Genomic DNA, 21,478 nt, shown 5'->3' with positions numbered 1-21,478 from the left:
TCGTTACCTCCGCTCAGGCGCGGCCGACCAACCCTTGCGGGCGGATCAGCAGGATGGCCAGCACGGCCAGGTAGATCATGAAGGCGCCGAGCGCCGGCACGTAGTAACGGCCGAGCGTGTCGATCAGGCCAAGCAGCAGACCGGCGTAGAGCGAACCGCGCAGGCTGCCCAATCCGCCCGCGGCCACCACGATCAGCACCAGCACCAGGTACTTCAGGCCGTAGTACGGTTCGAGCGGCAGGATCTGGCTGGAGAGAGCGCCGCCAAGGCCCGACAGGCCACACCCGATGGCGAACGTGATCGAGAACACGACCGGCACGTCGATGCCGACGCAACGCGCCATGCGCGGATTGTCGACGGCGGCGCGCAACTTCGCGCCGAACGACGTGCGCTCGAGTCCCCACCAGATGCCCAGTGCGACCACGGCACTGCACACCAGCGCGAAGATGCGGTACACCGAGACCGAGAACGCGCCGAAGTCCCACGTGCCGCGCAGGCCCTGCGGCACCGGAATCGATTGCAGCTCGGTGCCCGCGAGGTGTTTGGCGATCGCGCAGATGATGAACGCGAGCCCGATCGTCATGAGCAACTGCCCCAGGCCATTGGCCGTGTAGACCCAGCGATACAGCGTGCGCTCGAGCACCGCGCCGAGCACCATCGTGCCGGCCACGCCCACGAGCAGGGCGACGAAGAAGTCGAGCCCGGCGCGCTGCATGGCCCATAGGGTGAAATAACCGCCGATCATCGCGAAAGCGGAATGTGCGAGGTTGACCACGCGCATCACGCCGAGCGTGACCGTGAGGCCCACGGAGATGAGGAACAGCAGCATCCCGTAGGCCACACCGTCGATCGACAACGACAGGAAAGTGGCAAGCGATTGCGTCATGAGGAATTACCGGAACCGAACGAACTGAACGACGTCGCCTGACTTACTTGGCAGCTACCTGGGGGTGGCTCACATGCCACGGCTCGACCACCGCCTTGAACGTTTCGATCGGCTTGTTGCCGAGCTTGCCGTCGATGGTCTCCACGCGGCGGATGTACACGTTCTGCACGATTTCACGCGTCTTCGGATCGATCGACACCGGGCCGCGCGGGCTGGTCCAGGCGAAGCCCTTCACTGCGGCGATCGCCTTGTCGGCGTCCTTCTTGCCCTTGGTCGCCTTGATCATCTGCGCGATGAGCGTCATCGAGTCATAAGCCGACACGGATGCGATCGAGGGCAGCGCGCCCGGGCCGTATTTGGCCTTGTAGGCCTTCACGAACGCCGTGTTCTCCGGCGTCGTCAGGAACGGCGAGTAGTGCAGCGCGGTGATGGTCCCGAGCGCGCTGTCGCCGATGGCGGGCAGATCGGACTCCATCGTCTCGGTCGTGGCGAACAACTGGATGCCGGCCTTGTCGAGCTCGCGCTCCTTGAAGGCCTTCACGAAACCGGCCGACATCGGGCCCACCGGCATGAACAGGAAAACGGCGTCCGGCTTGGCGTCCTTCACGCGCTGCAGGTAGCTCGAGAAATCGGTCGTCCCCAGCGGCACCTTCACTTCGGTGGCGATCTTGCCGCCGGCCTTCTTGAACGTCTCGCTGTAGGCGTCGATGGCGTCGTAACCCGTGGCGAAGTCGGCCACCACGATGGCGGCATTCTTCACGCCCTTGCTCGCGGCGTACTCGACGAGCGGCACGCTCACCGTCCACTGCGTGAAGCCAGTGCGCACGAAATACGGCGACTTCAGCGTCACGCTCGACGTACCGGAGTTGCCGATGACCAGCGGCGTCTTGGTCTGGTTGACCACGTCGGCCATGGCCAGCACGTTCGGCGTGAACGAGCCGCCGAACAGGTATTGCACCTGGTCGCGCACCACGAGTTCCTGCGCGAGCTGACGCGTACGCTGCGGATTCACGCCGCCTTCGTCACGCTCGAGGATCACGATCGTGTCGTTGCCGACCTTGCTCTTGTTCTGTTCGAGCCACAGATTCACGCCACGGCGATATTCCGTGCCCCACCACGACGCCGAGCCCGAGAACAGGCCCAGCATGCCGACTTTGATGTCTTCCGCGTGGGCCGAAACAGCGGTGAATTGGCAAACACTCGCCATTGCCACAGCGAGCCAAAGATGGCGCTTCATCATGGTGTCGTCTCCTCGTCGGCGTCGGGCGCCGCTCCGTTTTTTGATGTGGCGCGCCGGGGGTTGGCGCGCCTTTTCAAGGTATCCGGAACAGCTTAGGCAACCGAAATGGCGACGTCGAATGAAACTCCCGCGTCGAGCGTTGCGTTTTTCGTATATCCCCGAGCTTTCCCCTACGTAATGTGACCTTTTGTTCGGATCGAATTTCGCGCAGCGGGACGCGACACGTTCCGACGGTGGAACGCCCGCCGTGCAAGGCGCGGCGAGGCGTCGTCGATCCGGGGGACGAGTGGAAAAAGTCGCACGCGTGCCCATACGGGGACACATGCAACTCATGGTGAATCCGGCGATTTTCGCCGCGCTGGCGCACGCCGCGACAAGCGGCGCGCGCACGCATGGCCGCCGTGACGTGGCGACGCCTTCGAATCAGGTGGGATGCTGCATCGTCGGCGCAAGCGCGCGCAGTTCGTCGAGCAGTTGTTCGGCAGCCGGCGAGAGCAACCCGTCGCGCCGTGTCGCCACACCGATGGCGCGGCTGGCGTGTTGCAACGCCACCGGCACCACCGAGAGTTCCCCCGTGCGCAGCTCGGACGTGATCTGCACGGGAGAGAGCAGCGCCAGTCGATCGCTCGCCGCGAGCAGTCCGCGAACCACCGGCGAACTGCTCGCATGGACCTGCGTCTTCGGCAACGGCAGGTCCGCCGCGTGGAACACACGCTCGAACACGCCGCGCGCCGGCGTACACGGCAGCGGACTCACCCAGCCGTACTCGGCCAGTTCGGCCAGCGTCGGCGCAGCGCCGGTGGCAAGACACGGGTGGCCGGCGCGGGCGACGACCGACAGATGGTCCTCGAACAGCGCTTCCTGACGAATGTCCGGCGGCACGTCGCTGGCGCGCAATGCGCCGACGATCATGTCGACGTCCGCCTGGCGCAGTTGGCGAACCAGCGCTTCATACGTGCCATCGACGACCGTCACGCTCAGATACGGCGACTTGTGAAGGAGGCTGTCGATTGCCTTGGGCAGCAGAAAGCCGCTCGAGAGCGGCAGCGCGGCCACGATCACGGTCCCCTGCTGACGACCGCCAAAGGGCGCCAGTTCGTCTTCCGCAATCGCGAGTTCGGCCAGCGCGCGCTTGACCGGTCCGAGCAGGGCCTGCGCCTCGTCGGTCAGACGCGTGCCGCGCGGCGTGCGGCGGAACAACTTGATGCCGATGAGATCTTCGAGCTGATCGAGATTGCGCTGGATGGTCGGCTGCGAACATTGCAGCCGGCTGGCCGCGAGCGGCCCGCTGCCGAGTTCGGCGACCGCGATGAAGCTGGTGAGCTGCTGCGGCGCGACGACCGCCGCGAAGCGGCTCGCCGCGCGGGCCCCGCCGTCGGCCTGCGAGGCCGTGGCCGCGAAGGCTTCGCGGTAGCCGTTGGCCAACTCGGCGAGCGCGCGCGTGGCGCGAACCCCGAGGCGCTGCCCGGCCGCATTCGGAATCAGGCCACGGCCGCTGCGATGAAACAGCGGGAAGCCCAGTTCCGCCTCGATGTCGGAGATCGAGCGCGCGACGGCCGACTGCGAGAGATGCAGCACGCGCGCGGCGCGCGCGACCGAATCGCACTCGAGCACGGCCACCATGGCGCGCAGGCCGCGCAGCTTGCGACACAGCAGTGTCGCCTCGCTGCTCTGCGGCGCACGGCTCCAGGTGCCACGCTCGTGACAGGCCAGCGGCGACCCGGCCGGCACATTGGACAGACTGATGACGGTGTCGACGGACATGCGCAGTGCCTTGTGACGCGAGGAAATGTCGGCTCAGCGCATGGTCGGCACGCGACGCGTGGCCATGAACTCGTCGAGCGTCTCACCCCGCATGAGGGCATACACTTCGAGGTTGGTCCTGCGCACCACGCGCGCGAATTTCTCCAGCACGAAGAAGTTCACGCCATGCCGCACGAGCCCCAGCCAGTCCTGTGCCTGCACCATCGTCTGTTCCTCGGGTGTGAGCCCGGCGGCCGTCATCGCGGCGACCGGGTCGCTCAGGTACGTGTCGCGATGCTCGGCGCGGATCATGTGCCAGAAGAACCGATTGAGCTTGAGCGTGCGGTTGCTCACGCGCAGGTCGAACGCATACGTGCCGGTGATCGCCTCGATCCCTTCGAGTTGGGGATTCATGCGGCCTCCTCTTCGTAAAGCGCCACGGTCATGGCGGTGGTCGTCGCCAGGTAGTAGTTCAGATGAAGGCGCTTGATGCGCGGCCCCATCGCGCCACGCATCGACAGCCACATGATCTGCTCCACGCTTTCCGCGCCGCCACGCTCCACGTAGTCGACGTGCTTGAGTTCGGTCAGCCTCTCCGGCTGGTGCTCCAGCAGCTCCAGGAATTCGCGATCCCACGCCTCGTCGTTGTAGCCCGTGCGCTCGCCGTGAATCTGGTGAGACAACCCGCCGGTGCCGACGACCACCACACGCAGGTCTTCCGGATACGACTCGATCGCGCGGCGCACCGCCTGACCGAGCCGATAGCAGCGGCGGCCCGTGGGCAGCGGATACTGCAACACGTTGATGGCAATCGGCACGACCGTGCCCGGCCAGTCCGGCTTGTGCGGCCAGAGCAGCGGCAGCGGCGACGCACAGCCATGATCGATCGGCTTGTCCTGGAACACCGTGATGTCGAATTCGTCGTTCACGAGCGACTCGGCAATATGCGCCTGCAAGGCCACATCGCCGCGAATCGGCGGCAGCGGACGCAAACCGGCCCCCTCGTCGGCGATCGGGAACGACTCGCCCACGCCAAGCGCGAACGTCGGGTACATGTCGAAGAAGAAGGTGGTGGCGTGATCGTTGTAGAAGAACACCAGCACGTCGGCCTGCTTCTCGGCCAGCCACTTCGCCACCGGCTCGTAACCCCGGAACAGCGGCGCCCACGCGGGGTCCTGCTGCTTGCCCTTGTCGTACGCCACACCGATGGTCGGCACGTGCGACGTCCCGATCCCGCCAATGATCTTTGCCACGCTTTCGTCTCCGTCTTGTGTCTTGTATTGCGCGGGCGGCGAATGACGGCCCCCGCATTTATGCAGCGCCGAGTCTATACGGGATCCCATATCTGCATAAACAAGGGTATGTACTGATGCGATTCGTCATTATGGGATCCCATAATGAAAAAAAGCCGGATCGGACGGTATCCCGTGTGTCCGGCAGGCATTCCAGAAAACGAAAGGAGACGCATGCTGCATCCCACGCCGACCACGGTTCAATTGCGCGAGATGATCCTCAAGGGCGAACTGGCCCCGGGCGAGCGTCTGGCCGAGGCCAAGCTCGCGGAGCAGCTCGGCGTGTCGCGCATGCCGATTCGCCAGGCGTTGCCGGTGCTCGCGGAAGAAGGTCTGGTGGTGCGCGCCGGACAGCGCGGATACGCGGTGCGCGCGCATACGCGCGACGAGAGCGTCGAGGCGCTGCATCTGCGTGGCGCGCTCGAAGGCTACGCCGCCCGCTTGCTCGCCGAAAAGGGCGCGAGCGCGGAACTGCTCGCGCAATTGCGCGAGCTGCTTGCCGAGGGCGACGCCCTGCTTGCCGAGCACACCATGACCCCGGAAGTGCAGATCGGTTACGCATCGCTCAATGCGCGCTTTCACGATCTGCTCGTCACGGGCGCACGCAATCCGCTGCTCGAGGGCTTCATCGCGCGCTGCAACCTGGTGCCGTTCGTCGCGCCGCGTACGGTCGCGTTCGGTCACGAGGACCGACGCCAGTACGCCGACATCATCGCGTACGCGCACCGTCAGCATCACGCGATCGTCGAAGCCATTGCCGCGCGCCAGCCCGATCGCGCCGAATTCATGTGTCGCGAGCACATCGTCACACAGGAGCACAGCATGGGGGCGCACGTGCTCTGACTCGCGCCCGGCCCCGATATCCCCCACTTCACCCCCAATCGAAACGAGAGCGCGCCGGACGAAGGCACGCCTAGGAGACAAACGAACATGTTCCTCAAAAACACCTGGTACGTCGCCTGCACGCCGGACGAATTCGCCGAAAAGCCGCTGGGCCGCAAGATCTGCAACGAAGCGATGGTGTTCTTTCGCGACGGCAACGGCAAGGTCGCGGCGCTCGAGGACTTTTGTCCGCATCGCGGCGCCGCGCTGTCGCTGGGCTTCGTGAAGGACGGTCATCTGGTGTGCGGCTATCACGGCCTGACGGTCGACGGCGGCGGCAAGTGCACGAAGATGGTCGGTCAGCGCGTGGGGGGCTTCCCGAAGACGCGCTCGTACCCTTGCGTCGAGCGCTATGGCTTCGTGTGGGTCTGGCCGGGCGACGAAGCGCTCGCCAATGCCGACGAGATCCCGCACCTGGAATGGGCCGTGAGCGACCAGTGGGCGTATGGCGGCGGTCTGTATCACATCAAGTGCGACTACCGCCTGATGATCGACAACCTGATGGACCTTACCCACGAGACCTACGTGCACGCCACGAGCATCGGTCAGGAAGAGATCGAGGAAGCGCCCCCCAAGACCACCGTCGAAGGCGACATGGTCATCACGGCGCGCCATATGGAGAACATCAAGGCGCCGCCGTTCTGGGCAAGTGCATTGCGCGCGAACGGCCTCGACGATCAAATGCCATGCGACCGCTGGCAGATCTGCCGCTTCACGCCGCCGAGCCACGTGATGATCGAAGTCGGGGTCGCGCACGCGGGGCATGGCGGCTACCACGCCCCGGCCGACAAGAAGGCAGGCAGCATCGTGGTCGATTTCATCACGCCCGAGACCGACGAATCGATCTGGTACTTCTGGGGCATGGCGCGCAACTTCAAGCCGCAGGACGCCGAACTGACCGCGCAGATCAAGCGCGGCCAGGGCGGCATCTTCGCCGAAGACCAGGAAGTGCTCGAAGCCCAGCAACGCAATCTCTCGGCGTATCCGGAGAAGAAGATTCTCAAGCTCAACATCGACGCCGGCGGCGTGCAGTCGCGCAAGGTGCTCGACCGCCTGATCGAGGCCGAACGCGCCGGGCGTGGCGTGGAGAACGCGGCATGAAAGTCCGGCTGGCGAACAAACGCGATGTCGCCACCGACATCTGCGAATTCGAACTGGTGAGTGTCGACGGCAGCGCGCTGCCGGCCTTTACCGCCGGCGCGCACATCGACGTGCACGTGGCCAATGGTCTGGTGCGTCAGTACTCGCTGTGCAACCCGCCCGGCGAGACGCATCGCTATTGCGTGGGAGTGTTGCGCGATCCGGCGTCGCGCGGCGGCTCCGTCGGCATGCATGCGCTCGCGCCCGGCGCCGAGCTGGAAATCAGCGCACCGCGCAATCACTTCCCGCTCGCCGACGACGCTCAGCACAGCATTCTGCTCGCCGGGGGCATCGGTGTGACGCCGATCCTGTGCATGGCCGAATCGCTCGCGGCGCGCAACGCTTCGTTCGAAGTGCACTACTGCACGCGCGAACCGGCGCGCACGGCGTTTCGCGATCGCTTCTCCCGCGAAGGGCTCGCGTCGAGAACGCATTTCTACTTCGACAGCGAAGGCGCGCGCGCCGATCTGGATGCGATCCTCGCTCAGCCGTCGGGTGGCAAGCATCTCTACGTGTGCGGGCCGGCCGGGTTCATCGAAGCCGTGCTCGCGCGCGCCGAAGCCAAACAGTGGCCCGAGGGCAATGTGCATCGCGAATACTTCGCCGCGCCGGTGCAGGCCGATGCCAATGGCGAGGGCGACCGGCCCTTCCAGGTAAAGCTGCATTCGAGCGGTCGGGTGATCGACGTGAAGGCGGGCGAAACCATCGTCGCCGCCCTCGCGGCACAAGGCGTGGAAGTGCAGATGTCGTGCGAGCAAGGCGTGTGCGGCACCTGCCTGACCCGCGTGATCGATGGCATTCCCGATCATCGCGACGTCTACCTGACCGACGAAGAGCGCGCCGCCAACGATCAGATGCTGCCGTGCTGCTCGCGCAGCAAGTCGGCCATGCTGGTGCTCGATCTGTGACGCCACCGCAGGGCGTGCCGGAGTGACCGGCACACCGAACCCTCGGAGCTCGCCATGAAAAAGCCCCGCTCGCATCGCGAAGCGGGGCTTTTTTTGCGGGCATCGACCGCGGTGCAACGGGGTCGATGCCCGCTCGGATCGCATCTGCCGCGTCGGTTACAGCGCTCTGTGCCGCGTCTCGCGTACCAGCAGCGTCGAGATCAGCGCCATCGCGGCGAGCACCAGGAAGTAGGCGATGACGGGCCAGATGTGACCGTGACTCCATGCGAGCAGGCTCGCCGCGATCATCGGCGCGAGACCGCCGCCGAGCACGGTGCCGATCTGCTTGCCCAGCGACACGCCCGAGAAGCGCACACGCGTGTCGAAGAGTTCGGAGAAGAAACTGCCCTCGGGGCCGAACATCATCGGGTGAATCACCCCCGCACCGATCACGATGGCGAGCATGACCAGTGCAGCCTCCTTGCTGCCCATCATCAGGAAGAACGGGTAAATGAAGATCGCCGTGGCCGCCAGCCCCATCAGGAACATCGGACGACGCCCGAGCTTGTCGGAGAGCATGCCGAACGCCGGAATGGTGAGCATGGCGAGGATGTTCGCGTAAAGCACGCCGTCGGCCATGACGCTGCGCGGCAGGCCGAGCGTCTTGGTGCCGTACGAGAGCGAGAAGATCGCCACCAGATAAAAGAAGCTCGTCTCGGCCAGACAGATGAAAAACGTGACGAGCGTCGGGCGCCAGTATTGCGTGATGACTTCCGCCACCGGCACCTTCGCGATGTCGCGATGCTGCTCGGCCGCCTTGAAGCTCGGCGATTCCTCCACCTTGAGACGCACATATGTGCCGAGTGCCACGAGCAACAGGCTCACGAGGAACGGCAGGCGCCAGCCCCACGCGAGCAGGTCGTCTTCCGGCAGGCGTGTGATCAGCACGATGGCAAGCGACGCGCCGACGATCGACGTCGGCCCCGCCGCCTGAATCAGACCACCGAAGAGGCCGCGCAGATGCGCGGGAGCGCCCTCGACGGTCATCAGCAGGCCGCCGACCGACTCACCACCCAGCGCGAAGCCCTGAATGAAACGCAACGTGACAAGCATGACCGGCGCCCACATGCCGACCTTGTCGTAGGTCGGCAGCAGGCCGATCAGGGTCGTGGCCACGCCCATCAGGATGAGCGTGAACAGCAGGATCGACTTGCGCCCGATGCGGTCGCCATAGTGACCGAAGACGATGCCGCCAATGGGCCGTGCGATGAAGCCGACGGCGAAGGTGGCGAACACCGCGATCATGCCCGCCATCGGATCGAGCTGCGGAAAGAACAGCCGGTCGAACACGATGGGCGCAAGAAATCCGTAGACGAAGAAGTCGTACCACTCGATGGCGGTGCCAAAACAACTGGCCGCCACCACGCGGCCGTAGCCAGGCGCCGCCGCACGGGCCGCGGCCGGCACGTCGTTGCGATGCCCGTCGCCGGTATTGCCGGCATGACCCGATGCTGCACCCGCCCCCACAGGAGCGGTTTCGAACTGTTGTGACACGATTGTCTCCTCCGGCCGTCTGTTCCGGTGTCCCGGCTGCGGCGGTATGGTGGTATTGCGTTACGTCATGGCGTCCGAGCCGCGCTAAGCTGGCTCAGAACGGGTAATGACGCGGGGTGGTCTGCACCGTCATCCAGCGCAGGTCGGTGAACTCGTGAACGCCGGCCTTGCCGCCGAAGCGCCCCCAGCCGCTCGACTTCACGCCACCGAACGGCATCTGCGCTTCGTCATGCACCGTCGGGCCATTGATGTGGCAGATGCCCGATTCGATGCGTTTGGCCACGCCCATCGCGCGCGCGATGTCGCGACTGAACACGGCCGACGACAGACCGTAAGCGTTGTCGTTGGCACAGGCGACCGCCGCGTCGTCGTCTTTCACGCGCACGATGCCCTTGACCGGACCGAACGACTCTTCGCGGTAAATCAGCATGTCCGGCGTGACGTGGTCGAGCAGCGTCGCGGGCATGAGCGTGGACTCGGCACGGCCGCCGCACAGCAGCGTCGCGCCCTTGGCCAGCGCATCGTCGATCAGCGCGTTGCAGCGTTGCACGGTCGCCATGTCGATCACGGCGCCGAGCACGACCGGCCCCTGGCGCGGGTCTCCCAGCGGCAGCGCGCTGGCCCTCGCGGCAAGCTTCGCGACAAAGGCGTCGGCAACGGATTCCGCCACCACGATGCGCTCCGTGGACATGCAGATCTGGCCGGAGTTGGCAAAGGCGCCGAATGTCACGCCGTCGACCGCATCGTCGAGATCGGCGTCGTCGAGCACGAGGCACGGCGCCTTGCCGCCAAGCTCCAGCACCGCGGGCTTGAGATGCTCGGCGCACAGCCCGGCGATGATGCGTCCCACGCGTGTGGAACCCGTGAAGTTCACGCGGCGTACGGCGGGCTCCGCGATCAGCGCTTCGACGATGGCGCCGGCGTCCTTCGGCGCATTGGTGATGAAATTCACGACGCCGTCCGGCAGCCCCGCTTCGTGGAGCGCATCGGCGATGAGTCCATGCGTGGCCGGGCACAGCTCCGAGCCCTTGAATACGACCGTATTGCCGCACGCAAGCGGCAGGGCGAGAGCGCGCACCCCAAGAATGACCGGCGCGTTCCACGGCGCGATGCCCAGCACCACGCCCGCCGCCTGACGCACGCCCATCGCCAGGCTGCCCGGCACGTCCGACGGGATGATTTCGCCTGCGATCTGCGTGGTCATCGCGGCCGCTTCGCGCAGCCCCTGCGCGGCCAGATGCACGTTGAAGCCGGCCCACAGTCCGGACGCCCCCGTCTCCGCGGCCATGGTCGCCTGAAATTGCTCGATCTTCGCTTCGAGCCTCTCGGCGGCCTTCGTCAACAACGCCCGGCGCTCTCCCGGGCCGGTGTTCGACCATGCCGGAAATGCGGCCCATGCGGCGCGCACGGCGGCGCGGGCGTCGTCGGGCGTGGCGGCAGGCGCGCGCGACGCGATTTCACCGTCGAGAGGATTGCGCCGCTCGAACGTGGCACCGTCAGCTGCGCTCACGCGCTTGCCCGCGATCAGCAGGGTGAGGGCTTGGGGGTCTTGCTGCGATTGCATCGGTTTTCGTCTCCTTGCTCGGTTGTTGGGCGCGCACCGCGCCGCACGCCGTGGCATCGGCGCATGGCGCGGTGCCGTGCATCATGCCACCACGATTTCGATCAGGCGGGTCTCGCCACTGGCCAGCGCCCGCGACAGAACGTCGCGCAACGCCTCCCCCCGTTCGACGCGCTCGGCACCGACCCCCATGCCCTCGGCCAGACGCACGAAATCGAGATCGGGCAGATCGGTGCCCTGCACCGGGTCTGTCGGGCCGAAGCCGAACGACGGTGCGAAATCCTGCAAGGCCGCGTAACGGCGATTGTTAAGGATAACGAATGTTATCGGCAGCTTCGCCTGCGCCGCGCTCCACAAGCCCTGGATCGAGTACATGGCCGATCCGTCGCCAATGAGGCCGATCACGCGCCGCGCCGGATTGGCCATCGCCACACCGACCGCGGCAGGCATCGAATAGCCGAGACCGCCGCTGTTCATGGTGTAGAACGTGCCCGGCCGAGTGAACGGCAGGTACTGCTGCATTACCGGACGCGCACTCGGTGCCTCTTCCACCACGATGTCGCTTGGGTCGCGCACCTGCGCGAGCGTTTGCAGCGCGAAGGCCGTCGACATCGGTTGGCCGGGCGCATTGGGCGTTGCCTCCGGCGGCAAGGCGCGCGCCGGAGGCAGGGCGCGCTCGCCCGGCACGGCACGCGCAAGCAACGCTTCGACGCCCAGGCGCACGTTGCCCACGACGGAGGCGCCAACCGGCGTCCAGGCGGCCACGCCCGGGTCTTCGATCAGCTGGAACAACGACGCGCCCTCGGGCACGTGCGGTCCCTCGCCCTCCACGTGATAGGTGAATGCCGGCGCCCCGATCACGAGAATCAGATCGTGCCCACCCAGCAGGCCGACGATCTTCTCGCGCATCGGCGGCAGGAAGCCCGCGAAGAGGCGATGATCCTCGGGGAAAGCGCAACGCGCGCACATCGGCGCGGTGAACACCCGGGCGTGGTGCCGCTCGGCCAGCGCGACGACCGCGTCGAAGGCGCCCGCGCGATCGATCGACGAACCGACGACGAATGCCGGGCGCTCGCATGTGTCGAGCGCCGACGCCAACTGCACGAGCGCCGCTGGATCCGGCTGCACGCGTGTGCTCACCTGGCGCGGCGGCAGCGGCTGGGCCGCACGATCCCAGTCGTCCACCGGAATCGACACAAAGACCGGCCCTCTGGGCTCCTGCATGGCGACGTGATATGCGCGCGCAAGCGCCAGCGGCACGTCCTCGGCGCGCGCCGGCTCCAGGCTGAGCTTGACGTAGGGCTGCGGCAGCTCCGTGGCACGCACGGACGCGAGGAACGGATCGAACGGCAGAATGGCACGCGCCTGCTGCCCTGCGGTCACGATCAGCGGTGTCTGATTCTTGTAGGCGGTGAAAATGTTGCCCATCGCGTTACCGACGCCCGCCGCCGAATGCAGGTTGATGAACGCGGCATTGCCGCTCGCTTGCGCGTAGCCGTCGGCCATGCCGACGACGACCGCCTCCTGCAAACCCAGCACGTATTCGAAGTCGGGCGGAAAATCGCGGAACAGCGGCAACTCGGTCGAGCCGGGATTGGCAAAGACCTTGGTCATGCCGTGACGGCGCATCAGGTCGATCACGACTTCGCGAACGGTGAGGGTCTGCGGCGCACCGGTCGGCTGACCGGCGCGGACTTCTCGGCTGTCTTTCATGAAGGCTCCCATGGCGATGGGCTGAGTATAGGCAGCCGATATATGCACAGGAATTGCTTTTGCGTGCCAAAGTCATTACGCTTTTGCATGACTTCGGCGCGCGCCATGCCGGCACCGCCGCCCCTCTCCTCGCGGGACCAGCGTCCTCCATGAGCCTCAATCTCCAACAACTGCGCGCCTTCACGACCATCGTGGCCACCGGAAGTCTCGGGCGCGCCGCCGCGGAACTGCATCTCACGCAGCCCGCGCTCAGTCGCACGATCAAGCGTCTGGAGACCGACCTGGGAGCGCCGCTGTTCGAGCGTCACAGCAAGGGCATGGAACTCACGGCGTTCGGGCATGCGCTGTTGCCGCATGCGATGCTGCTCGAGCGAGAGGCGGAGCATGCGCGAGAAGAGATCGATGCCTTGCGCGGGCTGGCCAGGGGCACGATCAAGGTCGGCGCAGTCGGTGCCATCGCGAGCCACGTCCTGCCGCTCGCCGTCGATCAAGTGCTCAACCGCTGGCCAAATCTGCGCGTGGAAATCATCGAGGGCGTCTGGGACCGGCTCGCACAGGGGCTCATGCGTCACGAAATCGATCTGGCGCTCTCGACCGTCGCCCCGGACACCGACGACATCGTCGCCATCACCGATTGCCATTGGGAGGACGAGAGTTTCGTGGTGGCCCGCTGCGACCATCCGCTGCGCCGGCGCAAGCCCCTCACACTGGCGGACACGCTCGGCGAGCGCTGGGCGATTCCGCCGCGCGGCACCGCGCCATACGCGCACATGCAGGGGGTATTTGCCGCGCACGGACTCGGACTGCCGAACATCGTGGTGGAGACACGTTCCGTGCCGGTGCTCAAGAGCATGGTCGCGCGCTGCGGCTTCCTGACCTGGATGCCGGAGCCAATGTATGACGTCGAGGCACAGGCGAAGGTGATGGACACGCTACCGATCGAGACGGTGCGCGCCACACGCACGCTCACGGCCTTTCGCCGACGGCAGGGCATTCTGCCCAGCCCCGCCGCCAAGCTGCTCGACGAACTCCGCCGGCTCACGTCGCCGGAATGACGACGGCCGTCGCGTGGGGAAACCGATGTGCGGTCCCGGCGATTCAATCCCCGGCGGCCACGATGTGCGCACGATGATAGGGCGTGCCGCCGTATTCCTTAGGAGCATGAATTGTTTCGACGCGTTCGATGCGCCAGGGAACCGGCCGAGCAAAGCGCGGACCGTCATAGGCGAACGTGTGAAATTCGCCGTTTTCCCCGCAGGCATCCACCGTCGGCGGCAGATCGGCCAGCAGCGACGTGTCGTACTCGCGGCCCACGAACTCAGGCCCCAGATGCCGCCCGTCCACGCAAACGAGGACCGCCCGGTACCCCAGCGCGATGAACTCGTGCGCGAGAGACAGGCGCTCGCGCTGCCACAGCGGCAACACCGCTGTCATGTCTGCCGCCGCACACACCTTCTCCTCCCAGACGCGATGCGCCTGAAGATCGATGTCGCCGAACAGGCCATGCGTGATGCCCTGCGCGCGCATGGCGTGCAAACGCGCGATGAACGTCGCTTCGTAATCGCGCCAGCCCGCATGTCCGATGTCGAGCGCGATGCCCAGGGCGTCGGCCTGGGCCTGCATCAGATCGCGCGGCAGACCATGCGAGCGCGAGCTGTCGCCCGACTCGTCGAACATCGCCAGCAGACGTCGCACCTCGAAGTGCGGCTCGCCACTCGCATTGCATGAAAGCGCGTGGTGCAGGGCAAGGCAGGAATCCTTGCCGCCGCTCCACGAGAAAAAGGCCAATGAGGTCATGGGGTCCCGCACTACCGTCAGAATGGATGCCACCAATGCAAAGCGGACCCCACGGGGTCCGCTTCTCGACTCGCTGCGGGGCCGGCCGACATCGGCATGGCCCGCACCGCATCAGGCTCAGTGCGAGCGGATCATCGTGCCGAACGGCTGCTCGGTCAGAATCTCAAGCAGCACCGAATGTTCGATACGGCCGTCGACGATGTGCACCGACTTCACGCCGCTCTTTGCCGCATCGAGCGCCGACGAGATCTTCGGCAGCATGCCGCCCGAGATCGTGCCGTCCGCGAACAGATCGTCGATTTCGCGCGCCGACAGATCGGTCAGCAGGTTGCCGTCCTTGTCCATCACGCCCGGAATGTTGGTCATCATCACGAGCTTTTCGGCGCCGAGCACCGTCGCCAGCTTGCCGGCCACGAGGTCGGCATTGATGTTGTAGGCCTGACCGTCTTCGCCCACGCCGATCGGCGAGATCACGGGAATGAAGGCATCGTCCTGCAACGCGCGCACCACGGCCGGGTTGATCGAGTCGACTTCGCCGACGAAGCCGATGTCGATGAACTGACCGGCGTTCTCGCGATCGGGCAGCATCATCTTGCGGGCGTTGATGAGACCACCGTCCTTGCCGGTGAGACCGACCGCCTGGCCGCCGTACTCGTTGATCAGCATGACGATGTCCTGCTGGACTTCGCCGCCGAGCACCCATTCGACCACTTCCATCGTCTCTTCATCGGTCACGCGCATGCCCTGGATGAACGTGCCCTGCTTGCCGATCTTCTTGAGCGCCTGATCGATCTGCGGGCCGCCGCCATGCACCACCACCGGGTTGATGCCCACGAGCTTGAGCAGAATGACGTCGCGCGCGAAGCCCCGCTTCAGTCGCTCTTCGGTCATGGCATTGCCGCCGTATTTGATCACCACGGTCTTGCCGTGATACTTGCGGATGTACGGCATCGCCTCGGCCAGGATTTCGGCCTTGAGTGCGGGAGCGATGTCGTCGATGGAAGACAGTTGCTGATCGGACATGGCAGGAAAGTGCTTTCGCAAATAGAGCAGGTGGACCGGTAAACACGGCGCATTGTACAGCCAAGAAGCCCGGCCGTGCGGGGCTCCGATGGGATTCGGAAGGGGCTGTCGCTTGCATCGGCGAGCTCGCGTGACTACCCTTTGTCACGTACCGCGCGGCATCCGCGAAAGCGGCGATTTTCGCCCCGTGAGCGGCACACCGCGATGGGTGCGTATCACCCCTTTCACTTGTTAACGGACGCCCGTCAGTGCCCGAAATTTCCCCTGTCGTCTTCTCTTGCCCGAATTGCGCCGCGCGTGCGGCCGAGCGCGGCGGCGCCACGGGTGCGCGCGCAGTGTTGCAGTTGCGCAACTCGTCACCCCCCGCAGGCGCGCGGCGGCTTCGCGCCCGGCCGGGCGCCTCTCTCATCGCATGGAAATCGGGGCCCTCGTCTGCGCCACGAGAGGGTGCGGATGCATAGCGCGGCCCCCTTATCGCGCTGCCCGAAGTGTGGTGTCGAGGTCGCCTGTGGGGCAGCGGCATTCGAGGCTTCCGAAGCAGCCCCCGGCGCGGCGGTGCGCTGCTGGTGCATGGACTGGCCTCGCCTGCCGGCTTCCGCACGGCTGGGCGCCAACGCCTGCTTATGCCCCGCCTGCCTTCGTGCGGCGCTGCGGGAAGCCGGTGTGGCCGGTCTGGCGGGCAGCGCCATCGACGCCGCCGACGCCACCGACTGAGCGCTGTTGCCGCCCCTGCACCACCGGCGGCCGAGCGCCGCCCAGGCCGGGTCGTCCCCCCGATCGGGTTCCGGCGATGCCGCGAAACATCAGCTTTTGCCGGGTACCCAGGGATTTGTTGGCCATGGCCGCGCGATTACTGGCTGTGCGCGCCATGCGCCATGCCGGCCATACCCGCCATGCCGCCGCCGTTCGGTGGGCCCGCGGTCAGGTCGCGTACCGTCACCTGGACCTGCTGTTCGGACGTCTTGTGGTCGGCCGTCTCGAAGCGCAACGTCACCGGTACGGTGTCGCCCTTCTTGAGCGGCGCCTTCAGGTCGTTGAGCATGATGTGGTAGCTACCGGGCTTGAGTTGCACAGGCTGATTGGGCGGCAGCGGCAGGCCGTCCTTGAGCGCCCGCATTTTCATGAGCGTGCCTTCGAGCTTCATCTCGTGCACCTCCGCATTGGCGGCCGCCGGCGTGCTGACGCCGACGAGCGTGGTCGCCCGATGCGCTTGCAACGTCATGAACAGCCCCGTGGCGCTCTGGCCGGGAACGGTGCCGCGCACCCACGCGTCCGAGACGTCCACCGACGCCGTCTGGGCGAACGCCGAGGCCATGCCGAGGCTCAGGGCGGCAGCCGCCCATAGCTTGTGCTTCATGCAAACTCCTTTTCGTGATCCCTGGACCGGACGGAGACCCGTCGTCGTTGGCGATGTGCCGCCAGTTCGCACGGCGCGACACCGTGTCGCGAAAGCCGTGGCGAACCATTGTAGTCGCGCGCCGAAGCATGCGCATGGTGGCCGCATTATGTCTGGCATTACGCGGTACACGCGCCCGTGCGGCAGAGTGTCGCAGCGGTCGGTGCGGCAACAGGGGCGGACACGCGGACTTGGTACACTTCCTGTATGACTCATTTTCCCATCGAGCGAACCAACGTCGTGCAGCTCTTCTGGCTGCGTTGCCTGGCCATCGTCGGCCAGCTCGCGACCATCGGCGTGGCGCAACTCTGGCTCGGCGTACGTCTGCCGCTCGAGCCGATGCTCACGATCATCGCGCTCGAAGTCCTGTTCAACGTGCTCACGTGGGTGCGCGCGCGGCGCGGCGTCGAGCGCGCCAAGCGCCGCACCGATCTCGACCTGATGAGCCAGTTGCTCGTCGACCTGGCCGCGCTGACCGCCCTGCTGTTCTTCTCGGGCGGGGCAACCAACCCGTTCGTGTCGCTCTTCCTGCCGGGGCTCGCCATCGCGGCGGCCGTGCTGCCGTGGCGCAATGCGTCGCAACTGGCACTGCTCTCGCTGGTCGCCTACGGCGCGCTGAATTTCCAGTACGTGCCGCTCGATCTGGCGGACCCCGGCAATCTGCTGCGCCTGCATCTGGCCGGCATGTGGGTCAACTTCGTGGTGAGCGTGCTCGTGATCGCCTGGTTCGTGTCGCGCATGTCGCGAGCCCTGCGCGCACGCGACGCCCAACTCGCGCGCGCCGAGCAACGCCTGCTGCGCGACGAGCGCATGGCGGCCCTCGGTGCGCAGGCCGCGAGTGTCGCCCACGAGCTGGGCACGCCGCTCTCGACGATGGCCGTGGTCGTCGGCGAGTTGCGCAGCGAGAGCCGCGGCAACGACGCCTTGAAGCCGTTCGAACCCGATCTTCAGACCCTCGAGCAACAGATCGCGCTGTGCAAGAGCGCCATCGGCCACGTGCAAACGCGGGCGGCGGCCCCGGTGCGTCAGGCCATGGCCGAGTGGTTGCCCGCGTTCACCACCCAGTGGCGCCTGCGACACCCGCAGGTTCAGTTCCAGCTGCACGTGCCGTCCAACCTGACGGCGCGCATCGAAGACACGGTGCAGGTCGGGCAGATCCTGACGATCCTGCTCGACAACGCCGCCTACTTCAGCCCGTCATCGGTCGCGCTCGACGTGTCGGTCACCGCCGAAGATGTGCGCTTCACCGTTTGCGACGAAGGTCCCGGCATGAGCGCCGACCTGCGAGCGCGCCTGGGCAATTCGCCGGTCATGAGCACGCACGGCGGGCACGGCATGGGGCTGTATCTCGCCTTCGCCAGCGCGCAGCGCCTCGGCGGCGACATCACCCTTACCCCCAACACGCCGCAAGGCACGCGCGCCGAGCTGCGCCTGCCGATGGCCACCTTCTTCTTCGGCTCGCGGAGTCAGACATGAACGCCTCCCACTTCCTCCTTATCGACGACGACGTGGTCTTCGCCGAGACGCTCGCCCGTGCGCTCACGCGCCGCGGCTACGACGTGCAGATCGCCGCCGACAGCGCCGCCGCCCTGCTCGCGGCACGCACGCGTCAGTTCGATCTGATCTCGGTCGACCTGCATCTGGGGCATGACTCGGGGCTGCCGCTCATCGCGCCGCTGCGCGCCTTGCAACCCAAGGCCCGCATGCTGGTTCTCACCGGCTACGCGAGCATTGCGACCGCCGTGCAGGCCGTCAAGGACGGCGCGGACAACTACCTCGCCAAGCCCGCCAACGCCGACACGATTCTCGCCTCGCTGCGCAGCGACGCCAGCGAAGCGCAGGCCGACGAAGCCATCGAGAACCCGTCGCCGCTGTCGGTGGCTCGCCTCGAGTGGGAACACATCCAGCGCGTGCTCGCCGAGCACCACGGCAACATCTCCGCCACGGCGCGCGCCCTGAACATGCATCGGCGTACATTGCAACGCAAGCTGCTCAAGCGGCCGGTCAAACAGTAACGTTCGCCGTCAGCGGGCGCGCGATTCCGACATCGACGCGCCGCTCCCTGTCCACATCACACGCCTGGCACGCATCGCGCCCATCGCCAGCGACGGCGACGGCGACGGCCATGAAAAAACCCCAAAGGCCGGAGGTCACTCCAACCTTTGGGGTTCGGCGTATGCCGGCGACGCCGGTTACAGCACGTAGCGCGACAGGTCCTCGTTCTGCGCCACTTCCTCGAGGAAGCGGTTGACGTACTCGGCGTTGATCGTCACTACCTCGTTCGCCTGCTTGCCGGCGGTGTACGAAATGTCTTCAAGCAGCTTCTCGATGACGGTGTACAGACGCCGCGCGCCGATGTTCTCCGTCTTCTCGTTGACCGAGAACGCGATCTCGGCGAGACGCTTGATGCCGTCCGGCGCGAACTCGAGCGTCACGTCTTCCGTGGCGAGCAAGGCCTGATACTGCTTGACGAGGCTTGCGTCCGTCTGCGTGAGAATGGCTTCGAAGTCCTCGACCGACAGTGATTCGAGCTCCACGCGAATCGGGAAGCGCCCCTGCAGTTCCGGAATCAGGTCGCTCGGCTTGGCCAGATGGAACGCCCCGCTCGCGATGAACAGGATGTGGTCCGTCTTGATCATGCCGAACTTCGTGCTCACGGTCGTGCCTTCGACCAGAGGCAGCAGGTCGCGCTGCACCCCCTGACGCGACACGTCGCCGCCGCCCACTTCGCTGCGCGTGGCGATCTTGTCGATTTCGTCGAGGAACACAATGCCGTTCTGCTCGACGTTGCGCAGGGCCAGTTGCTTGACCTCTTCGTCGTTGAGCATCTTCGACGCTTCCTCGTCGGTCAGGATCTTGAGCGCGTCCTTGATCTTGAGCTTCTGACGCTTTTTCTTCTGGTTGCCCAGATTCGCGAACATGCCCTTGATCTGCTCGGTCATCTCTTCCATGCCGGGCGGGCCCATGATTTCCATGCCCTGCGCCGGAATCTCGACTTCGAGCTCGATTTCCTTGTCGTCGAGCGCACCTTCGCGCAGACGCTTGCGGAACGTCTGGCGCGTGGCGTTATCCTCGCCGCTCGGCTCGGTGTCGTGCGCGGCCGAACCGAAGCGAATGTCGCGCGACGACTCGCGCCCCGTCGGCAGCAGCAGATCGAGAATGCGGTCCTCGGCGCGATCCTCGGCCTTGGTGCGCACCTTCTTCATTTCGGCTTCGCGCGTTTGCTTGATCGCGATTTCCGCCAGATCGCGCACGATGCTGTCCACGTCGCGGCCCACGTAGCCGACTTCGGTGAACTTGGTCGCCTCGACCTTGATGAACGGTGCGTCCGCCAGCTTGGCCAGACGACGGGCGATCTCGGTCTTGCCGACACCGGTCGGGCCGATCATGAGAATGTTCTTCGGCGTGATTTCCTGGCGCAGGGGCTCGGCCACCTGCTGACGGCGCCAGCGGTTGCGCAACGCCACCGCGACAGCCTTCTTGGCCTTGTGCTGGCCGATGATGTGTTTGTCGAGTTCGGAAACGATCTCGGAGGGGGTCATATGGGTCATGACGTTCGCCAGATTAGGGGTTCGCTCAGAAGGTGACGCGCGGCCGGCCGACAGTCGTTGTGCCGTCGACCGGCCAATCGCGCCGCAGGAGTCCACCTGCTGCGGCGCGCGCGTCGTCCGTCGTTACTTCGCTGCCTTCGGCGGCAGCGATTCGATGATGTGATTGCCGTTGGTGTAGATGCACATTTCACCCGCGATCGTCAGCGCTTTCTTGACGATCTCGGCGGGCGTGAGCTCCGTGTTCTCGACCAGCGCGCGGGCCGCGGCCTGCGCGTACGAGCCGCCCGAACCGATCGCCGCCACACCGCCCTCGGGATCGAGCACGTCGCCGTTGCCGGTGATGACCAGCGTGGTCTCGGCGTCGGCGACGATCATCATGGCTTCGAGTCGGCGCAGCATACGGTCGGTGCGCCAGTCCTTGGCGAGTTCCACCGCCGAGCGCGTCAGGTGCCCCTGGTGTTTCTGCAGCTTCGCTTCGAAGCGGTCGAGCAGCGAGAATGCGTCAGCCGTCGCGCCGGCGAAACCGACCATGACCTTGCCGTCGTAAATCGTGCGCACCTTGCGCGCCGTGCCCTTCATCACGATATTGCCGAGCGTGACCTGTCCGTCGCCGCCAAGCGCGACCTGATCGCCGCGTCGAACGGAGACGATGGTGGTGCCGTGATATTGCTCCATGCCTGTTCCTTTTCGAGGGGCGACACGCGCCCCGTAACGATTGGCCCGGACGACCGGCGCGTCTCACGACCGTGACGACGCACCCGGACCGGGCGAGACGTCACTGTAGTTTAGGGCAATCGAACGAATATCAAGAGG

The 21,478-nt window shown here is 66.0% G+C and carries 20 protein-coding genes; 7 read left to right on the top strand and 13 right to left on the bottom strand.

Annotation, left to right across the window (positions count from 1 at the left end; genetic code table 11):
• Positions 1 to 13: 13 nt before the first annotated feature.
• The 5 genes from W930_RS0120475 to W930_RS0120455 all read right to left on the bottom strand — a co-directional run bounded on the left by W930_RS0120475 (position 14) and on the right by W930_RS0120455 (position 5,122).
• Positions 14 to 886: a branched-chain amino acid ABC transporter permease gene (locus W930_RS0120475; protein ID WP_023598057.1), complete on the bottom strand. Its 873-nt coding sequence runs from the start codon at positions 884 to 886 to the stop codon at positions 14 to 16.
• Between the two features lie 43 nt (positions 887 to 929).
• Positions 930 to 2,126: an ABC transporter substrate-binding protein gene (locus tag W930_RS0120470; RefSeq protein ID WP_023598058.1), complete on the bottom strand. Its 1,197-nt coding sequence runs from the start codon at positions 2,124 to 2,126 to the stop codon at positions 930 to 932.
• 423 nt (positions 2,127 to 2,549) lie between these two features.
• A complete protein-coding gene (locus W930_RS0120465; RefSeq protein WP_023598059.1) occupies positions 2,550 to 3,890 on the bottom strand; it encodes a LysR family transcriptional regulator in 1,341 nt (446 codons plus the stop codon).
• 33 nt (positions 3,891 to 3,923) lie between these two features.
• Positions 3,924 to 4,283, bottom strand: a complete 360-nt coding sequence (locus tag W930_RS0120460; protein WP_023598060.1) for a protocatechuate 3,4-dioxygenase subunit alpha — start codon at positions 4,281 to 4,283, stop codon at positions 3,924 to 3,926.
• Complete coding sequence (locus W930_RS0120455) at positions 4,280 to 5,122, bottom strand: gallate dioxygenase (protein WP_023598061.1); 843 nt, start codon at positions 5,120 to 5,122, stop codon at positions 4,280 to 4,282. Before W930_RS0120455 ends, W930_RS0120460 begins: the two co-directional genes overlap by 4 nt.
• Positions 5,123 to 5,335: 213 nt before the next feature.
• Here W930_RS0120455 and W930_RS0120450 point away from each other — a divergent pair, with 213 nt between their 5' ends.
• The 3 genes from W930_RS0120450 to W930_RS0120440 all read left to right on the top strand — a co-directional run bounded on the left by W930_RS0120450 (position 5,336) and on the right by W930_RS0120440 (position 8,091).
• On the top strand, positions 5,336 to 6,004 hold the full coding sequence (locus W930_RS0120450) for a GntR family transcriptional regulator (RefSeq protein ID WP_023598062.1): 669 nt from the start codon (positions 5,336 to 5,338) through the stop codon (positions 6,002 to 6,004).
• 87 nt (positions 6,005 to 6,091) lie between these two features.
• Positions 6,092 to 7,144, top strand: a complete 1,053-nt coding sequence (locus tag W930_RS0120445) for an aromatic ring-hydroxylating dioxygenase subunit alpha (protein WP_023872807.1) — start codon at positions 6,092 to 6,094, stop codon at positions 7,142 to 7,144.
• Complete coding sequence (locus W930_RS0120440; protein WP_023598064.1) at positions 7,141 to 8,091, top strand: PDR/VanB family oxidoreductase; 951 nt, start codon at positions 7,141 to 7,143, stop codon at positions 8,089 to 8,091. Before W930_RS0120445 ends, W930_RS0120440 begins: the two co-directional genes overlap by 4 nt.
• A gap of 156 nt (positions 8,092 to 8,247) precedes the next feature.
• On the opposite strand, the gene W930_RS0120435 is transcribed toward W930_RS0120440, so the two are convergent.
• The 3 genes from W930_RS0120435 to mdlC form a co-directional block, all read right to left on the bottom strand.
• Positions 8,248 to 9,624: an MFS transporter gene (locus tag W930_RS0120435; RefSeq protein WP_028731266.1), complete on the bottom strand. Its 1,377-nt coding sequence runs from the start codon at positions 9,622 to 9,624 to the stop codon at positions 8,248 to 8,250.
• 94 nt (positions 9,625 to 9,718) lie between these two features.
• Positions 9,719 to 11,188: an aldehyde dehydrogenase gene (locus tag W930_RS0120430; protein WP_023598066.1), complete on the bottom strand. Its 1,470-nt coding sequence runs from the start codon at positions 11,186 to 11,188 to the stop codon at positions 9,719 to 9,721.
• 81 nt (positions 11,189 to 11,269) lie between these two features.
• Positions 11,270 to 12,898, bottom strand: a complete 1,629-nt coding sequence (mdlC, locus tag W930_RS0120425; RefSeq protein WP_023598067.1) for a benzoylformate decarboxylase — start codon at positions 12,896 to 12,898, stop codon at positions 11,270 to 11,272.
• Positions 12,899 to 13,047: 149 nt separating this feature from the next.
• On the opposite strand from mdlC, the gene W930_RS0120420 reads away from it, so the two are divergent.
• Entirely contained in the window at positions 13,048 to 13,953 is a 906-nt protein-coding gene (locus tag W930_RS0120420; protein ID WP_023872805.1) for a LysR family transcriptional regulator, read from the top strand.
• 43 nt (positions 13,954 to 13,996) lie between these two features.
• Here W930_RS0120420 and W930_RS0120415 read toward each other — a convergent pair whose 3' ends face one another.
• Together W930_RS0120415 and argB are read right to left on the bottom strand one after the other, a co-directional pair.
• Positions 13,997 to 14,695 (bottom strand): ATP-binding protein, encoded by a 699-nt coding sequence (locus W930_RS0120415; RefSeq protein ID WP_023598069.1) that lies wholly within the window; start codon positions 14,693 to 14,695, stop codon positions 13,997 to 13,999.
• A gap of 117 nt (positions 14,696 to 14,812) precedes the next feature.
• Complete coding sequence (argB, locus tag W930_RS0120410; RefSeq protein WP_023598070.1) at positions 14,813 to 15,718, bottom strand: acetylglutamate kinase; 906 nt, start codon at positions 15,716 to 15,718, stop codon at positions 14,813 to 14,815.
• A 570-nt stretch (positions 15,719 to 16,288) separates the two neighbouring features.
• On the opposite strand from argB, the gene W930_RS30505 reads away from it, so the two are divergent.
• The gene (locus W930_RS30505; RefSeq protein WP_155252873.1) at positions 16,289 to 16,432 is read left to right on the top strand and encodes a hypothetical protein; all 144 of its coding nucleotides are present in this window, start codon (positions 16,289 to 16,291) and stop codon (positions 16,430 to 16,432) included.
• Between the two features lie 136 nt (positions 16,433 to 16,568).
• Here W930_RS30505 and W930_RS0120405 read toward each other — a convergent pair whose 3' ends face one another.
• Positions 16,569 to 17,075, bottom strand: coding sequence for a copper chaperone PCu(A)C (locus W930_RS0120405; protein WP_023598072.1), 507 nt, complete (start codon positions 17,073 to 17,075; stop codon positions 16,569 to 16,571).
• Positions 17,076 to 17,321: 246 nt separating this feature from the next.
• Here W930_RS0120405 and W930_RS0120400 point away from each other — a divergent pair, with 246 nt between their 5' ends.
• Both W930_RS0120400 and W930_RS0120395 read left to right on the top strand, forming a co-directional pair.
• Entirely contained in the window at positions 17,322 to 18,590 is a 1,269-nt protein-coding gene (locus W930_RS0120400; protein WP_023598073.1) for an ATP-binding protein, read from the top strand.
• Positions 18,587 to 19,129, top strand: coding sequence for a response regulator transcription factor (locus W930_RS0120395; RefSeq protein ID WP_023598074.1), 543 nt, complete (start codon positions 18,587 to 18,589; stop codon positions 19,127 to 19,129). Before W930_RS0120400 ends, W930_RS0120395 begins: the two co-directional genes overlap by 4 nt.
• Before the next feature lie 177 nt (positions 19,130 to 19,306).
• Here the strand turns inward: W930_RS0120395 and hslU are convergent, their stop codons facing one another.
• Positions 19,307 to 20,665, bottom strand: a complete 1,359-nt coding sequence (gene hslU, locus W930_RS0120390; RefSeq protein ID WP_023598075.1) for an ATP-dependent protease ATPase subunit HslU — start codon at positions 20,663 to 20,665, stop codon at positions 19,307 to 19,309.
• Positions 20,666 to 20,788: 123 nt separating this feature from the next.
• The gene (gene hslV, locus W930_RS0120385) at positions 20,789 to 21,340 is read right to left on the bottom strand and encodes an ATP-dependent protease subunit HslV (RefSeq protein ID WP_023598076.1); all 552 of its coding nucleotides are present in this window, start codon (positions 21,338 to 21,340) and stop codon (positions 20,789 to 20,791) included.
• Positions 21,341 to 21,478 lie beyond the last annotated feature (138 nt).

It is taken from the genome of Pandoraea sp. E26 (assembly GCF_000681415.1).
GTDB classification, from domain to species: domain Bacteria; phylum Pseudomonadota; class Gammaproteobacteria; order Burkholderiales; family Burkholderiaceae; genus Pandoraea; species Pandoraea pnomenusa.
The sequence above is the reverse complement of the archived record's forward strand: the minus strand, read 5'-3'. Positions and strand labels throughout refer to the sequence as shown.

Bases quoted from the DNA above. Each gene is read 5' to 3' on its own strand.
- W930_RS0120465 (WP_023598059.1), bottom strand. From the start codon at position 3,890: ATGTCCGTCGACACCGTCATCAGTCTGTCCAATGTGCCGGCCGGGTCG.
- W930_RS0120420 (WP_023872805.1), top strand. From the start codon at position 13,048: ATGAGCCTCAATCTCCAACAACTGCGCGCCTTCACGACCATCGTGGCC.
- W930_RS0120405 (WP_023598072.1), bottom strand. From the start codon at position 17,075: ATGAAGCACAAGCTATGGGCGGCTGCCGCCCTGAGCCTCGGCATGGCC.
- W930_RS0120440 (WP_023598064.1), top strand. From the start codon at position 7,141: ATGAAAGTCCGGCTGGCGAACAAACGCGATGTCGCCACCGACATCTGC.
- hslU (WP_023598075.1), bottom strand. From the start codon at position 20,665: ATGACCCATATGACCCCCTCCGAGATCGTTTCCGAACTCGACAAACAC.
- W930_RS0120445 (WP_023872807.1), top strand. From the start codon at position 6,092: ATGTTCCTCAAAAACACCTGGTACGTCGCCTGCACGCCGGACGAATTC.
- W930_RS0120450 (WP_023598062.1), top strand. From the start codon at position 5,336: ATGCTGCATCCCACGCCGACCACGGTTCAATTGCGCGAGATGATCCTC.
- argB (WP_023598070.1), bottom strand. From the start codon at position 15,718: ATGTCCGATCAGCAACTGTCTTCCATCGACGACATCGCTCCCGCACTC.
- mdlC (WP_023598067.1), bottom strand. From the start codon at position 12,898: ATGAAAGACAGCCGAGAAGTCCGCGCCGGTCAGCCGACCGGTGCGCCG.
- hslV (WP_023598076.1), bottom strand. From the start codon at position 21,340: ATGGAGCAATATCACGGCACCACCATCGTCTCCGTTCGACGCGGCGAT.
- W930_RS0120460 (WP_023598060.1), bottom strand. From the start codon at position 4,283: ATGAATCCCCAACTCGAAGGGATCGAGGCGATCACCGGCACGTATGCG.
- W930_RS30505 (WP_155252873.1), top strand. From the start codon at position 16,289: ATGGACTGGCCTCGCCTGCCGGCTTCCGCACGGCTGGGCGCCAACGCC.
- W930_RS0120415 (WP_023598069.1), bottom strand. From the start codon at position 14,695: ATGACCTCATTGGCCTTTTTCTCGTGGAGCGGCGGCAAGGATTCCTGC.
- W930_RS0120430 (WP_023598066.1), bottom strand. From the start codon at position 11,188: ATGCAATCGCAGCAAGACCCCCAAGCCCTCACCCTGCTGATCGCGGGC.
- W930_RS0120475 (WP_023598057.1), bottom strand. From the start codon at position 886: ATGACGCAATCGCTTGCCACTTTCCTGTCGTTGTCGATCGACGGTGTG.
- W930_RS0120395 (WP_023598074.1), top strand. From the start codon at position 18,587: ATGAACGCCTCCCACTTCCTCCTTATCGACGACGACGTGGTCTTCGCC.
- W930_RS0120470 (WP_023598058.1), bottom strand. From the start codon at position 2,126: ATGATGAAGCGCCATCTTTGGCTCGCTGTGGCAATGGCGAGTGTTTGC.
- W930_RS0120400 (WP_023598073.1), top strand. From the start codon at position 17,322: ATGACTCATTTTCCCATCGAGCGAACCAACGTCGTGCAGCTCTTCTGG.